Source organism: Amycolatopsis circi (genome assembly GCF_003385235.1).
Lineage (GTDB): Bacteria > Actinomycetota > Actinomycetes > Mycobacteriales > Pseudonocardiaceae > Amycolatopsis > Amycolatopsis circi.
This window is the reverse complement of record NZ_PQIA01000035.1, coordinates 1-12576: the sequence shown is the minus strand read 5'-3', so window position 1 is coordinate 12576 and position 12576 is coordinate 1. Positions and strand designations below refer to the sequence as shown.

At 68.0% G+C, this 12576-nt stretch carries 13 protein-coding genes and 1 pseudogene; 3 read left to right on the top strand and 11 right to left on the bottom strand.

What is annotated here, in order from left to right; genetic code table 11:
- Positions 1-27 precede the first annotated feature (27 nt).
- Positions 28-1233, bottom strand: a complete 1206-nt coding sequence (locus D0D37_RS17580) for a cytochrome P450 (RefSeq protein ID WP_116201634.1) — start codon at positions 1231-1233, stop codon at positions 28-30.
- Positions 1234-1243: 10 nt separating this feature from the next.
- Complete coding sequence (locus D0D37_RS17575) at positions 1244-2470, bottom strand: cytochrome P450 (protein WP_116201633.1); 1227 nt, start codon at positions 2468-2470, stop codon at positions 1244-1246.
- Between the two features lie 205 nt (positions 2471-2675).
- Between D0D37_RS17575 and D0D37_RS17570 the strand changes: the two genes are divergently transcribed.
- Together D0D37_RS17570 and D0D37_RS17565 are read left to right on the top strand one after the other, a co-directional pair.
- The gene (locus D0D37_RS17570) at positions 2676-3308 is read left to right on the top strand and encodes a TetR/AcrR family transcriptional regulator (RefSeq protein WP_116201632.1); all 633 of its coding nucleotides are present in this window, start codon (positions 2676-2678) and stop codon (positions 3306-3308) included.
- Positions 3309-3450: 142 nt separating this feature from the next.
- On the top strand, positions 3451-3993 hold the full coding sequence (locus tag D0D37_RS17565) for a DUF4232 domain-containing protein (protein WP_116201631.1): 543 nt from the start codon (positions 3451-3453) through the stop codon (positions 3991-3993).
- 3 nt (positions 3994-3996) lie between these two features.
- Here D0D37_RS17565 and D0D37_RS17560 read toward each other — a convergent pair whose 3' ends face one another.
- From D0D37_RS17560 to D0D37_RS17515, 9 genes are all read right to left on the bottom strand, one after another.
- Complete coding sequence (locus D0D37_RS17560; RefSeq protein WP_116201630.1) at positions 3997-4845, bottom strand: helix-turn-helix domain-containing protein; 849 nt, start codon at positions 4843-4845, stop codon at positions 3997-3999.
- 140 nt (positions 4846-4985) lie between these two features.
- On the bottom strand, positions 4986-5225 hold the full coding sequence (locus tag D0D37_RS17555; protein ID WP_116201629.1) for a hypothetical protein: 240 nt from the start codon (positions 5223-5225) through the stop codon (positions 4986-4988).
- Positions 5226-5468: 243 nt separating this feature from the next.
- A complete protein-coding gene (locus D0D37_RS17545) occupies positions 5469-6806 on the bottom strand; it encodes a hypothetical protein (RefSeq protein ID WP_162834287.1) in 1338 nt (445 codons plus the stop codon).
- A gap of 8 nt (positions 6807-6814) precedes the next feature.
- Positions 6815-7441 carry a DUF3558 domain-containing protein gene (locus D0D37_RS17540; RefSeq protein ID WP_116201627.1) on the bottom strand — a complete coding sequence of 209 codons (627 nt, stop codon included), beginning with the start codon at positions 7439-7441 and terminating at the stop codon, positions 6815-6817.
- Entirely contained in the window at positions 7438-7866 is a 429-nt protein-coding gene (locus D0D37_RS17535) for a hypothetical protein (RefSeq protein ID WP_116201626.1), read from the bottom strand. Before D0D37_RS17535 ends, D0D37_RS17540 begins: the two co-directional genes overlap by 4 nt.
- Positions 7867-8225: 359 nt before the next feature.
- The gene (locus tag D0D37_RS17530; protein WP_116201625.1) at positions 8226-9092 is read right to left on the bottom strand and encodes an aldehyde dehydrogenase family protein; all 867 of its coding nucleotides are present in this window, start codon (positions 9090-9092) and stop codon (positions 8226-8228) included.
- Positions 9085-10518, bottom strand: a complete 1434-nt coding sequence (locus D0D37_RS17525) for an aldehyde dehydrogenase family protein (RefSeq protein ID WP_116201624.1) — start codon at positions 10516-10518, stop codon at positions 9085-9087. Before D0D37_RS17525 ends, D0D37_RS17530 begins: the two co-directional genes overlap by 8 nt.
- A 1-nt stretch (position 10519) precedes the next feature.
- The gene (gene deoC, locus D0D37_RS17520; protein ID WP_116201623.1) at positions 10520-11494 is read right to left on the bottom strand and encodes a deoxyribose-phosphate aldolase; all 975 of its coding nucleotides are present in this window, start codon (positions 11492-11494) and stop codon (positions 10520-10522) included.
- Between the two features lie 136 nt (positions 11495-11630).
- Entirely contained in the window at positions 11631-12263 is a 633-nt protein-coding gene (locus tag D0D37_RS17515; protein ID WP_116201622.1) for a DUF1707 SHOCT-like domain-containing protein, read from the bottom strand.
- Between the two features lie 104 nt (positions 12264-12367).
- On the opposite strand from D0D37_RS17515, the pseudogene D0D37_RS47425 reads away from it, so the two are divergent.
- Positions 12368-12576 (top strand): annotated as a pseudogene (locus D0D37_RS47425) (protein-tyrosine phosphatase family protein); the annotation flags it as partial.

The following is a 12576-nucleotide window of genomic DNA, read 5'->3' as shown; positions in this document are numbered from 1 at the left end:
TGGCTTGTGGTGGGAGCACTCTGATCTCTACCAGGTCACCGGCAACTGGTACAGGCCGAAGATCGTCGCGTCCTTCTTCACCGGCAGCTGGTCGGCCGGGAGCGTGCACGTGAGCGTCGGGATACGGCGGAACAGCGTGTCGAACACGATCTGCAGCTCCATCCGCGCCAGGTTCTGCCCGAGGCACTGGTGCGGCCCGAACCCGAACGCGACGTGGTGGCGCGCGCCGCGTTCGAGGTCGAGCTTTTCCGGGCTCTCGAACACCTCCGGGTCCCAGTTCGCGGCGTAGCCCAGCACGAGCACGCCCTCGCCGGCCTTGATCGTGACGCCGCCGATCTCCACGTCCTCGGTCGCGACCCGCGCGGTCGCGCCTTCGACGATCGTGAAGTAGCGCAACAGTTCCTCGACCGCGAGGAGCGTCTTGCCCGGGTCCGCCTCGATCGTCGCGCGCTGCCCGGGGTTCTCCAGCAGCCCGATGGTGCCGAGCGAGATCATGTTCGCGGTGGTCTCGTGCCCGGCGACCAGCAGCAGGAACGCCAGTCCGATCATCGCGTCGTGGTCGTAACGGCCTTCTTCGCGGCGCTTGACGATCTGCCTGCCGAGGAGGTCGTCGGCCGGGTCCTTCTCCTTCGTCGCGACCAGGCCGCCGAGGTACTCGCGCAACTCCTCGGACGCCTTCTTGCGGTCCTCGACGCTGGTGGTGCGCCGGATGAGCGCCATGGTGCGCTCTTGGAAGTAGTCGTGATCGCCGTACGGGACGCCGAGCAGTTCGCAGATCACCAGCGACGGCACCGGCAGCGACAGCTTTTCCACCAGGTCAGCGGGTTTCGGCCCGGCGAGCAGTTCGTCGACGAGGCCGTCGACGATCTCCTGGATCCGCGGCCGCATCGCCTCGACCCGCTTCACGGTGAACTCGCCGAGCACCTCGCGACGCGCTTCGCCGTGCTCGGGCGCGTCCATCCCGATCATGGCCTTTTGCTTGGAGTTGCTGAGGATCGCGGCCCCGCCCTCGGCCAGGAACGGGAAATTGGGCAGGAACCGGTCGGAGGAAAACCGGCGGTCGCCCAGGATCTGCCGGGCTTCCTCGTGCCGCGCGGCCACCCAGGCCTCCTTGCCGCCAGGGATCTGCACCCGGTGAAGCGCGCTTTCCGCGCGCATCCGGACGTACTGCTCCGGCTGGGCGAACGGGCAGGTGCGGGCGACCGGCATGCGGAGTTCTTCAGTGGCAGTCATCGTTTCCCCTTCACCAGGTCACCGGGAGGCAGTACAGCCCGAAGACGCCGGAGTCGTGTTTGAACGGCAACTGGTCGACCGGCGCGGCGAGACGCAGCGTCGGGATGCGGCGGAAGAGCGTGTCGAACACGATCTGCAGTTCCATCCGCGCGAGGTTCTGGCCGAGGCACTGGTGCGCGCCAAAACCGAACGCGACGTGGTGCCGGGCGCCGCGGGTGATGTCGAGCCGCTCGGGTTCGGGGAAGACTTCGGGGTCGAAGTTGGCCGCGTAGCTCAGTCCGAGCACGCCTTCACCTGCCTTGATGGTGACGCCCGCGATGTCGACGTCCTCGCGCGCGACGCGAGTGGTGGCGAATTCCGCGATAGTGAAGTATCGCAGCAATTCCTCGACGGCGTCGAGGGTTTTGCCCGGATCCTCCTTGATCGCGGCGAGCGCGTCCGGGTTCTCCAGCAACGCGACGGTGCCGAGCGAAATCATGTTCGCGGTGGTCTCGTGCCCGGCGAGGAGCAGCAGGAAGGCCATCGACACGAGGTCGTCGCGGTCGTAGGCGCCTTCCTCGCGCTTCTTCTCGATCTGACGGCTGAGCAGATCGTCCGCCGGGGCGGTTTCCTTCGCGGAAATCAGGTCGGACAGATATTTCTGCATTTCTTCGACCGAGGCGCTGCGTTCTTCGCCGCTCACTTCCCGGTTGAGGAGCCGTGAGCTGTGCTTCTGGAAGAATTCGTGGTCGGAGTACGGGACGCCGAGCTGTTCGCAGATCACCAGCGACGGCACCGGAAGTGAGAGTGCCGACACCAGGTCGGCGGGCTTGTCGCCGGCCAGCATCGCGTCGAGGTGCTGGTCCACGATCTCCTGGATGCGCGGCTGCAACGCCTTCATCCGCTTGACGGTGAACTCGCCGACGACGCCGCGCCGGGCCGGGCCGTGGTCCGGCGCGTCCATCCCGATCAGCGACGGGCGCAGCCTCGGCCGGCGCTGCTGGCCGTCCTTGAACAGGATCGGGAAACCGGGGTTGAAGCGGTCCGAGCTGAACCGCGGGTCGTTCAGCATCGCCCGAAGGTCCTCGTGCCGGTGGAGCACCCAGGCGCGCTGGCCGGTGCGTTCCAGCTCGACGTAGTGCGCGCGAGCGTCGCGGAAACGGTCGTAGCCGGGCGGCGGCGCGAACGGACAGGTTCGCTCCATCGGGAATGCGGCCTGCTCAGGCTGGGTGTGGCTGGGCTGGGCGACTTCGGTCATCAGAACCCCCTGTGGTGGGTTTGCCCCGTTACGGAATGAATGTGGAGGATTACATTCCGGTTCAGTGCCCAAGGTACCGAAGTGGAGGATCGTCGTCCACTAGCAACGGGGTGACAATTGCTGTCCGGCCCGGTTTGCCGGCACGTTTGCGCAGCTGGCCGGGCATGCGAGAATGCGCGCCAACCGGAAGAGGGAAGGCCGGGTTATGAGTGCAGACCCCGAGACGCCGCTGCGGGCGGACGCGCAACGCAACCGCGACCAGATCATCGCCGCCGCTCGCGTCATCTTCGCCAGTCATGGTCCCGAGGTCCCGATGGAGGAGATCGCGCGCGGGGCCGGCGTCGGCGTGGGCACCCTGTACCGGCGCTTCCCGGACCGGGACGCGCTCATCCGCGCGGTGGCGGTGGACAACTTCGCGGGCGTGCTGGACAACGCCAAGCGGCTGTCCGTCGAAGCGCCGACGGCGTGGGAAGCGTTGGTGCAGCTGCTGTACCACGGCGCGGAACTGCAGTTGTCGATGCAGCTGGCGATGTTGTCGCAGCGGGCGCACGAAATTCTCAAGGACGACCCCGAGGTGGCGCATCTGCGCGAGGCGGTGCTGCTCGAGGTCGACGACCTGGTGGTCCGGGCGCAGGCCGAGGGGGCGTTGCGGACGGACGTGGGCGCGGGCGACGTCGCGGTGCTGTTCGCGCGCATCATCCGGCAGTTGCCCGCGCACCGGCTGAAGACGCCGGAGCTGGCGACCGCGCGCAGCATCGCCATCATGATCGACGGCCTGCGCGCCGGTCCGGTCACTCCGCTGCCGGGGCGGCCGCTCGGCAAGGACGACTTGATCTGACCCTTTCTTCGGACGTGTCGGGCCGTTTCGGGTTGCTCCGATAGGGGTGATCGCACAACGGGCCATCGGGATCCGGGCGGGGACGTCTTATCTCGTGAAAGCCGGTGCGGAGCCGCCGGAAAACGCGAGAGGGGACGAGAACATGAAGAACATCCGCCGAATTGCCATCGCCGTTGCTGTCGCCGGGGGCGCTGCCGCGGCCTTCGCCGGGACGGCCGCCGCCACGACCGCGAGCACGGACTCGTCGGCGCTTCCCTGCACGGCGAACCAGTTCAGCACCAAGCTCGTCTACGGCGGGGCCGGCGCGGGCCAGCGCCAGGCGGCGCTGCAGTTCACCGCGAACCAGGGCGAGCGGTGCGTTTTGTCCGGCCGGGCCGACGTCAACCTGGTCGGCGCGCACGACGTCCTGGTCAACAACGAGGCTCGGGCCGACGCGCCGCCGGTGCTGATCGCGAACGGTTCGTCGGCGTACGTGCCGCTGCACTGGACCGCGATCGGGGCCGACGACGAGCAGCAGACGCCGAACGCGGTGACCATGACCGCTCCGGCCGACTCCAACCCGCACGGGGACCCGATCGACCCGAACGTGACGGTGGACTGGACCTTCGGTGCGGTGGACGCCAACGCCGACAGCCACACCATCGACGTCGGCGCGCTGACCGCCGGTGAAGCGCCTGCCGCGTAACGGTTATCCGGGCGGGGCTGCGCGGGTGAGGGAATCGAGGACCCGCAGCAGCACCGCCCGGGCGGCGTCGCCTTCGGCCGCGACTGTCCACAGTAGATCCGCGACTTCGTGGTACGGGTCGGCGTCGCTCGCGATGTGCTCGCCCTCCGGGGTTTCGACCATCGCGACGTCGTCGACGACCCAGAAGTCCGCGGTGACCGGGTACGGCAGGACGACGTCCGCGGGGATGATGCCGAAGCGGATGTTCGGGGTGCCGAGCAGCGCGAGCAGCTTGTGCACCTGCGCGATCATCACCTCGTGCGGCGCGTTCGGGTAGCGCAGCGCGGCTTCCGAGGTGAGCAGTTCGATGGTCCGGCCGGGTTCGTAGAGGATCTGCTGGCGCTGCATCCGCGCCCGGACGGCCTCGGTGATGTCCTGGGCGCCGCCGTGGACCCGGGAGTGGGCGAGCAGCGTATGCCGGGCGTACTCCGGGGTTTGCAGTAATCCGGAGACAATTCTGAGGTCGACCGCGCGAATTCGTAGCGCGCGGGCCTCCCGGGCAATGGATTCCTCTTGTCTGGCCCGGTGTCCGTCGCGGACTTTGTCTTTCCAGCTGGCGTGCGCGTCGCGTACTTCGACGAGTTGCTCGCGCAGTTGCTCGGCCAGTTCCGGCGGCCCGCCGACCGCGGCGACCCAGGCGTCGAGGTCGTCGTCGCCGACGGTCTGCCTGCCGTTCTCGATCTTGCTGACCTTAGGCGCGTTCCAGCCGATGGCCTTGGCGAAGTCCTTTCCGGTCTCGTAGCCCGCGTCGACCCGGAGCCGGCGCAGGCGGTCGCCAAGCTCTGCCCGGCGTTTCTCGAAACTGGTAGGCACTCGCCCTCGCTATCGCATGCGGAATTCCTCGAACCCGATGGCATCTTCCCACACCTGGGGTCGAGTTTCGAGAAATCCTGGGCGCCTAGTGCGTCTGGATCGCCGGGACGCCTTGCCTCGCCCGCGCCGGCCCGCCGTTCTCAAGCTTCCCGCGGGAAGAACTTGAGGAGGCCGGCGGGGATTTCGACGGCCGTTTCGGTGTCCGGCATGCCGCGTTCGTGCAGTTGCCGCAGCGCCTCCTCGTCGGTGACCCGGTATCCCTGGACGACGTACGTGCCGCGGTTGGTGCGATAAGCGTTGGGGCAGTTGCCGCCCGCGCTGGTGGTGCCGAGGAACTCGAGGGCGAGTGCTTCTTCGGGCTGAGCGGGACGCAGGGTCATGCGGAGTCCTCCTGACGTGCTGGCGGCGCCTGTACCGGACCGGGGCGTCGAAATTTCCCCAATGGCTCATGTTGGCAGAGAATTTCGCGAAAGGATAGAGGCATGGCGCGAAATGTTGCCGTCCGGTGATCGCCGCTCAGGCGAGTTCGGCGAGCGTCAGCGCCAGCGCGTCGACGAGGTGGGAGCGGGTGCCGGAGTAGACGTTGATCTGCAGCCCGCCGGAGTCGTCGGGGCTGACGAAACTCAGCACGCGCCCGCGACCGGTGAGGTCGATCGCGGACAGCGGGGTGCTGTGCGTCCGGCTGCCGTCCTAGGCAAACCGGTGCGGGGATCCACGGTGCGTTCTCCGTCGTCGTCGGTGAGGGAGAAGGCGTCGTCGGTCTCCAGGCCGTATTTGCGGTGGTGTTCCTGGGAGTCTTCGTTTTTGTCTTTGCCGCGGGTCGGGGTTATTCCGCCTGCGCCTGGGGTGCCTCGGGAACCGGTCTTGCCGGGGGTGGCGCTTGTGCCGCGTGCTGTGTTGCTTCCTGGGCGGCCTTCTTCGCCCCCGCCGGTTCTTCCGCCGGGGCCCGGTTTTGGTGGGCTGCCCGCTCGGCTGCGGGCTTCGGTGTTCCCGCCTGAACGGCCTTCCCCTCCGGTGCTTGCGTTTCCTTGGACAGGAATCGACGACCACGACGCACTGCCGCTCCCTGACTCGCCGGTGCGGGGTGCGGCGGCAGGCGGAACCCAATCCCTGGTCGTCGCTGGATCTGACGAGGGCTGTGTCCATCCGGATGGCACCGTCTGATCGCCGGTTCTCGACGGCAGTTCCATGCCCGGGCCGGTTTTTTCGCTGGGCCCTCGCCTTGTGGACGGTCCACTCGTCGGTGGCGCGGAGGCCGGGGGAGGAGCGTCCGGCGGATGCCCGGGGTTTCGAGGTTTCGGGAAATGCGGTGCGTCGTCAGGTTTTCGTCCCGCCTTCAGCTGGGAGCCGGCCGTGGTGCTCCGCCCGCCGAAATCGTCGAGCCGCCCGTAGTCGGCCTGCAGCTGCTGGCTGCCTGTGCGGGCATGCTGGACGTAGGCCTGATAGCGGTCGACGTTCTGCTGGGCCACCGCGTTGTACTGGTGGATCTCCCTCTCCGCGTCGGTCTCCCAGGGAGTGATCCGATCGAGAAAAGTCAGGTGCGGCGGCTGGTCCGGCATCGGTTGCAGGGAGGTCTTCATGGCGTCGAACCCGTGCGCGACGTCGGACAGATTGGCGCCGTTGGTGGTGTAGATCGCCGCGGACACGGACGCGATCTCCGCCAGGGCGCGAATCCGGGTCTGCGCGGCATCCGCGGCCTTGCCGGTCCAAGCGGATTCCAGCCCGGTGCTCATGCGGGAGACCAGATCGCTGGCCTCGTGGTGCTCGCTGCTGAGCTGGACCGCTCGCCCGGCGCCTTCGTGCCAAACCGAAGTACCGGGCCCGGCGAGCACCTTGCGGGCCAGTTCGGGCGCGGGCACGGCTTCGTCGCCGGTGTTGCCGTGGAAAGCGACGGAGTAGAACTTGCCGAGGTCGTCAATGCGCTCGCCGACCCAGTGGCCGACGTCCTCGAGCAAATCCACGAAGCCCATCACGAACCCGCCCGCTGCCGAAGGTTCCCGGCGACCATGTCGGCGACCTTGGCCGTCAGCTCGCAGGGATCGGCTTTTCCTTCTTTGCCGCGGCCGAGGGTCAGCGCCGCGTCGAAGGTGTAGTCGTCCGCGATTCCCACGCTCACTTCGCAGGAATCATCGACTCCAGAGACGGGATGGATCGAGAACGCGACTGCGGGGAATCCCTGGACCAAGGGAAGCTGCCGCCACGTGGTCGTCTTCGGTTTGGTGTTCTGGTAGACCGAACTGAGTCCCTGGCGGGTGCGGATGTCGTAGAAAATATTCAGTCCGGCACCGGAGTCCGGATGGTTCCACCGGCAGGACGGCCCGGTCGCCGGGATGTTCTCGGGTTTGGGCGGATCCGTGGCACCGAGTATTTCCTTGAGCTGCTCAGCGGTCAGCGCGTTGTGGCAGGGATCGCCCGACAAGACCGACGAAGGCAGGGGCCGGTCCACCTTCGGCGCTCCTCCGTAGGGCAGGGAAGCCGCGGCCGGCGATGGCGCCGAGGAAACCGGCGGCGAGGGGGCATTGCCTCCCGAACATCCCGCAGCGGTGACGAGCGTGCCGACGGCGACGAGCAGCCACGCTGGCGAGCGGCGGTTCATCCGGCGAGGCCCGTTGGCTCGCCGGAGGCCTTCACCTCGGCGGCTGCGGCTTTGTCGGAACTCTCGGTGATCCCGAGTGCTTGTTCCAGCTTCCGGACCAGCTCGCCTGTGTAGTCGCGCAGGTGAATGAGGTTCGCCAGGCCTGCCCCGAACGCGCCGTCGCCGGAGTCGCTGCCGGTCAATCGCCTGTTGTAGTCGTTGCTCGCCGGTTCGTCCGCGGGCGGAGTCAGCCTGGTCAAGTACTGTGCGTGGATCCGCATGTCGTCGAACTGCTCGCGGGCCTGTTTGGCGAGGTTGAGCATGCTCCGGGCGTCGTCGCGGCTCATGGTGAAGCCGGGGCCCGGCGGTGCTGCTCCGGTGTCGGTGATGGTGAAGGTGAAGTCCGGCAACCAGTTCTTACCTGCGTCAGCGGCAGGCTGGTCCATGTCCTCGCCCTCCCCAAGACACGGCGGACATTTCGCGCAACGGTCGGTTCGGTGCCTCGCGGCGATATTCACCGTAACCGACGGAGCACGATAAGTCGCGAGGGTCGAGCATACTCGTAGAAAACAGGCAATAGATTCGCGAAATTGGGCGAATACTACTGCTAAGAGGGAAGTCGGCTGCGGAAATCTCTGTGAGAAATAGCGATGCGGCTTGCCGGGCACAGGGCGGTTCACTCTACTCCTTATTGGTTGGCCGCCCAACCTAAGAAAAGTCTGCCCGGTGCGCAATTTTTCTAGTTGTCGCAGACAAAACCGCCGTTCCGGGTTAACCGGAACGGCGGTCTGGGTGAACTCGAATGTCAGACGCCCATCGGATGCCAGACGGTTTTCGCTTCCAGGTACCGCCGAATGCGGGACAGGTCTGGCTCGGCGGTCCAGTCCGGCTCGGCGTCGGGGACGGACAGGACTCGTTTCACCGTTCCCGCGGCTTCCTGGGCCAGGGTGACGCGGTCGGCGGGGGTGGCGCCGGTCGGGTCCAGAGCGTTGACGTCTCCGTGGGAGGCCAGCCAGGGGCCTAGTTCCGCGGCTCGGCCGGTCAGGATGTTGGCGACCCCGCCGGGGACGTCGGAGGTGGCCAGGACCTCGGACAGCGTGATGGCGGGCAGCGGGCGGTCCGCGCTGGAGACGAGGACCGCCGTCGAGCCGGTGGCCAGGACTGGGGCCAGGACCGTGACCAGGCCGAGCAGGGAGGACTCTTGCGGGGCCAGGACGCCGACGACCCCGGTGGGTTCTGGCGTGGTGAAGGAGAAGTACGGGCCGGCTACCGGGTTGGCGGCGCCCAGGACCGCCGCGATCTTGTCGGTCCAGCCCGCGTACCAGACCCAGCGGTCGATGGCCGCGTCCACAAGGGACTCGGCCTTTTTCGCGGCGACGCCTTCGCAGGCGGCCACCTCGGCGGCGAACTGCGCGCGGCGGCCTTCCATGACCTCGGCGACGCGGTAGAGGACCTGGCCGCGGTTGTATGCAGTTGCCGACGACCAACCTGGGAATGCCTTGCGGGCGGCGGACACCGCGTCGCGCAGGTCTTTGCGCGACGCGTGGGCGGCGTTGGCCAGGAAAGCGCCCTTGGAATCGGTGACGGGGTAGACCCGGCCTGATTCCGAGCGGGGGAATTTGCCGCCGAGGTAAAGCTTGTAGGTTTTGGCGACGGAAATCCGGTCAGACATTGAGGTAGGCCTCCAAACCGGTGCGTCCGCCTTCGCGGCCGAAACCGGACTCCTGGTAGCCGCCGAACGGGGCGGCGGGGTCGAAGCGGTTGAACGTGTTGGCCCAGACGACGCCTGCCCGGAGCTGGTTCGCCATCCACAGAATGCGCGAACCCTTCTCGGTCCAGATGCCCGCGGACAGCCCGTACGGCGTGTTGTTCGCCTTCGCCACGGCTTCTTCCGGGGTGCGGAAGGTGAGGACCGACAGCACGGGGCCGAAGATCTCCTCCCGCGCGATCCGCATTGACTGGTGGACTTCGGAGAACACCGTCGGCGCGAAGAAGAACCCGCGGTCGGGAACCGGGCACGGGCTGGTCCAGCGCTGCGCGCCTTCCGCGTCGCCGGATTCGACCAGGCCGCGGATCTTCGCCAGCTGCTCGGCCGAGTTGATGGCGCCGAGGTCGGTGTTCTTGTCCAGCGGGTCGCCCATGCGAAGCGTCGACACTCGGTACCGGAGTTTCTCCAGCACCTCCTCGGCCACCGATTCCTGCACCAGCAGGCGCGAGCCCGCGCAGCAGACGTGGCCCTGGTTGAAGAAGATGCCGTTGACGATGCCCTCCACCGCCTGGTCCAGCGGGGCGTCGTCGAACACCACGTTCGCCGCCTTGCCGCCGAGTTCCAGGGTCAGCTTCTTGCGGGTGCCCGCGACGGTGCGCTGGATCAGCTTGCCGACCTCAGTGGAGCCGGTGAACGCGATCTTGTCGACGTCCGGATGCTCCACAATGGACGCTCCGATGTCGCCGGCGCCGGGCAGGATGTTCACCACGCCCGGCGGCAGCTCGGCCTGCTGGCAGATCTCGGCGAACACCAGCGCGGTCAGCGGCGTGGTCTCGGCGGGCTTGAGGACGACGGTGTTGCCGGTGGCCAGCGCCGGCGCGATCTTCCACGCCAGCATCAACAGCGGGAAGTTCCACGGGATCACCTGGCCCGCGACGCCGAGCGGCTTCGGGTCCGGGCCGTAGCCCGCGTAGCCGAGCTTGTCCGCCCAGCCCGCGTGGTAGAAGAAATGCGCGGCCGCGGTGGGCACGTCGGAATCGCGCGACTCCTTGATCGGCTTCCCGTTGTCCAGCGTCTCCAGCACCGCCAGCTCGCGCGAGCGTTCCTGGATCAGCCGCGCGATGCGGAACAGGTATTTCGCCCGTTCCGCGCCCGGCATTTTCGACCAGACCGACGTGTACGCCTTGCGCGCGGCCTTCACCGCGGTGTCCACATCGGACTCCGACGCGGTGCCGACCTCGGCGAGGATCTCCTCGGTGGCCGGGTTGATCGTCTTGAGCGGCTCGCCCGAACCGTCGACGAATTCGCCGTTGATGAACGGCTTGTAATGCTCTTTCAGATTGGCCAGAGCGCGCGATTCCGGCGCGGGCGCGTATTCGAAGATGCCCATGTCAGTCCACCGTCACGTAGTCAGGGCCGCTGTAGTGGCCGTCCACCTGGGTGCGCCGCTGCAGCAGCAGGTCGTTGAGCAGGCTCGACGCGCCGAACCGGAACAGGTCTGGCGTGAGCCACTGCTCGCCCGCGACCTCGTGCACGGCGACGAGGTACTTGATCGCGTCCTTCGTAGTCCGGATCCCGCCCGCGGGCTTGACGCCGCGCAGTTCGCCGGTGCGCTCGTGCCAGTCGTGCACCGCCTGCAGCATCACGTGCGTGACCGGCAGCGTCGCGGCGGGCGACACCTTGCCGGTGGACGTTTTGATGAAGTCACCGCCGGCCAGCAGTGCGAGCCAGGACGCGCGGCGCACGTTGTCGTACGTCGCCAGCTCGCCCGTTTCCAGGATCACCTTCAGGTGCGCCGAGCCGCAGGCCTCTTTCACGGCGCGGATCTCGTTGAACACCTCCAGGTAGCGGCCTTCGAGGAAGGCGCCGCGGTCGATCACCATGTCGACCTCGTCCGCGCCTGCCTCGACGGCCAGCCGGGTGTCGGCCAGCTTCACCTCGCGGCTCGTGCGGCCCGCGGGGAAGCCGGTCGCGACGCTCGCCACCCGCACCCCGCTGCCCGCAAGCGCTTCGACGGCCGTCTCCACCAGGTCCGGGTACACGCACACGGCCGCGACTCGCGGGCAGTCCTGCCGCTCGGGGTCCGGCCGCATCGCCTTGGCGGCGAGGCCGCGGACCTTGCCGCGCGTGTCGGCTCCCTCGAGCGTGGTCAGGTCGACCATCGACACCGCGGTGTCGATCGCCCACCGCTTGGCTTCCTTCTTGATGCTCCGGGTCGCGAGCCCCGCCGCACGCTGCTCGACGCCGACCTGGTCGACACCGGGCAACCCGTGCAGGAACCGCCGCAGGCTCGCTTCGTCGCGAGTGACGTCCGTCAGCGGCGACGGGGTGTCCGGCGCCGCTGCCGGGCTGGTGGTAGCTGTCATACCGCTGAGTGTAGGTGCGCGACAGCAGGCGCCGGAGCGCTCACCGGAATCTGTGGACAGCTGGTCACGGTCTCGCGGTTGTCCACAGCCGCGGGCCGGGGACGGCGGTTTTTGTCGGTGCCGTGTGCAGTCGGGTTCAGGACTCGATCTGCGGCGCGTTCAAGTCCTTGGCGCGCTTGCGGTACACCACGACGCCGCCCCAGAAGCCGAGGCCGTTGATCGTCACGGTCGGGGCGGTCGGCGGCGCGGGCGGCGCGCCGGACTTGTCCTCCAGCACGAAACCGCCCATCAACCCGAACCCGGTGACGTTCACGTTGATGTCATCGGGCACCGTGATCTCGATTCCGCCCATGATCGCGATGGCGGTGATCGTGCACGACTTCTCCGCGAACCGGGCGCTGCGCAAATCGATCTCGGTGCCGCCCCAGAACGCGACGCTGGTGTGCTGCTGCGGCAACACCCAGCTGCCCTTGCGCATCGCGGCGGACATCAGGCCGACCGACACGGCGGAGCCAGGATGCCCGCCGACGCGGTTGTCCGGCAGCCCGAGCGCGCGCGAAGGGGCGGCCTGCAGCGAGGCCGACGCCGTGGCGGTGACCGCGGCGCTGCCGGGCAGATCGGCGGTCACCGGTTTCAGGTCGGCGAACGTTTTCGCCGAGTAGACGCTGGAGAGCCGCTCTTCCAGCTCGTTGATCGTGATGCGGCCTTCGGACAGCGCCTGGTGCAGGACCTGCGCGACCTGCTCCCGATCGGCGTCCGACACGCGCATCTGGTCCGGGCCCGGCGTGGCTGGGTCTTCACTCACCTGGGCAGCCTAGTCCTGTCGAGACTGGCTCGGGTCCGTCTAACGGTGGATAGGGGGATCATGGCGTGATGGATTCTGCGTTGCTGGGGACTTTGGTGCTTCCGGACGGGGCCGTGGTGCGGGCTCGCGGGCTGGGGAAGCCGAAACCAGAGGGGCCGGAGCCGGAGTTTGGGTTGTATTTGGGGTCGCGGCGGATGCGGGCCAAGTACGACCCGTCGTTGAGTTGGGAGCGGCGGTGGGTGCTTTGGCCGGACTTTCTGCTGCCTCGGGATTGGGA

What these genes read in the sequence shown, in the direction of transcription:
- D0D37_RS17580 (WP_116201634.1), bottom strand. Translation starts at nt 1,233, where the DNA reads ATGACTGCCACTGAAGAACTCCGCATGCCGGTCGCCCGCACCTGCCCG.
- D0D37_RS17540 (WP_116201627.1), bottom strand. Translation starts at nt 7,441, where the DNA reads ATGAACCGCCGCTCGCCAGCGTGGCTGCTCGTCGCCGTCGGCACGCTC.
- D0D37_RS17530 (WP_116201625.1), bottom strand. Translation starts at nt 9,092, where the DNA reads ATGTCTGACCGGATTTCCGTCGCCAAAACCTACAAGCTTTACCTCGGC.
- D0D37_RS17575 (WP_116201633.1), bottom strand. Translation starts at nt 2,470, where the DNA reads ATGACCGAAGTCGCCCAGCCCAGCCACACCCAGCCTGAGCAGGCCGCA.
- D0D37_RS17570 (WP_116201632.1), top strand. Translation starts at nt 2,676, where the DNA reads ATGAGTGCAGACCCCGAGACGCCGCTGCGGGCGGACGCGCAACGCAAC.
- D0D37_RS17525 (WP_116201624.1), bottom strand. Translation starts at nt 10,518, where the DNA reads ATGGGCATCTTCGAATACGCGCCCGCGCCGGAATCGCGCGCTCTGGCC.
- D0D37_RS17515 (WP_116201622.1), bottom strand. Translation starts at nt 12,263, where the DNA reads ATGCGCGTGTCGGACGCCGATCGGGAGCAGGTCGCGCAGGTCCTGCAC.
- deoC (WP_116201623.1), bottom strand. Translation starts at nt 11,494, where the DNA reads ATGACAGCTACCACCAGCCCGGCAGCGGCGCCGGACACCCCGTCGCCG.
- D0D37_RS17535 (WP_116201626.1), bottom strand. Translation starts at nt 7,866, where the DNA reads ATGGACCAGCCTGCCGCTGACGCAGGTAAGAACTGGTTGCCGGACTTC.
- D0D37_RS17555 (WP_116201629.1), bottom strand. Translation starts at nt 5,225, where the DNA reads ATGACCCTGCGTCCCGCTCAGCCCGAAGAAGCACTCGCCCTCGAGTTC.
- D0D37_RS17565 (WP_116201631.1), top strand. Translation starts at nt 3,451, where the DNA reads ATGAAGAACATCCGCCGAATTGCCATCGCCGTTGCTGTCGCCGGGGGC.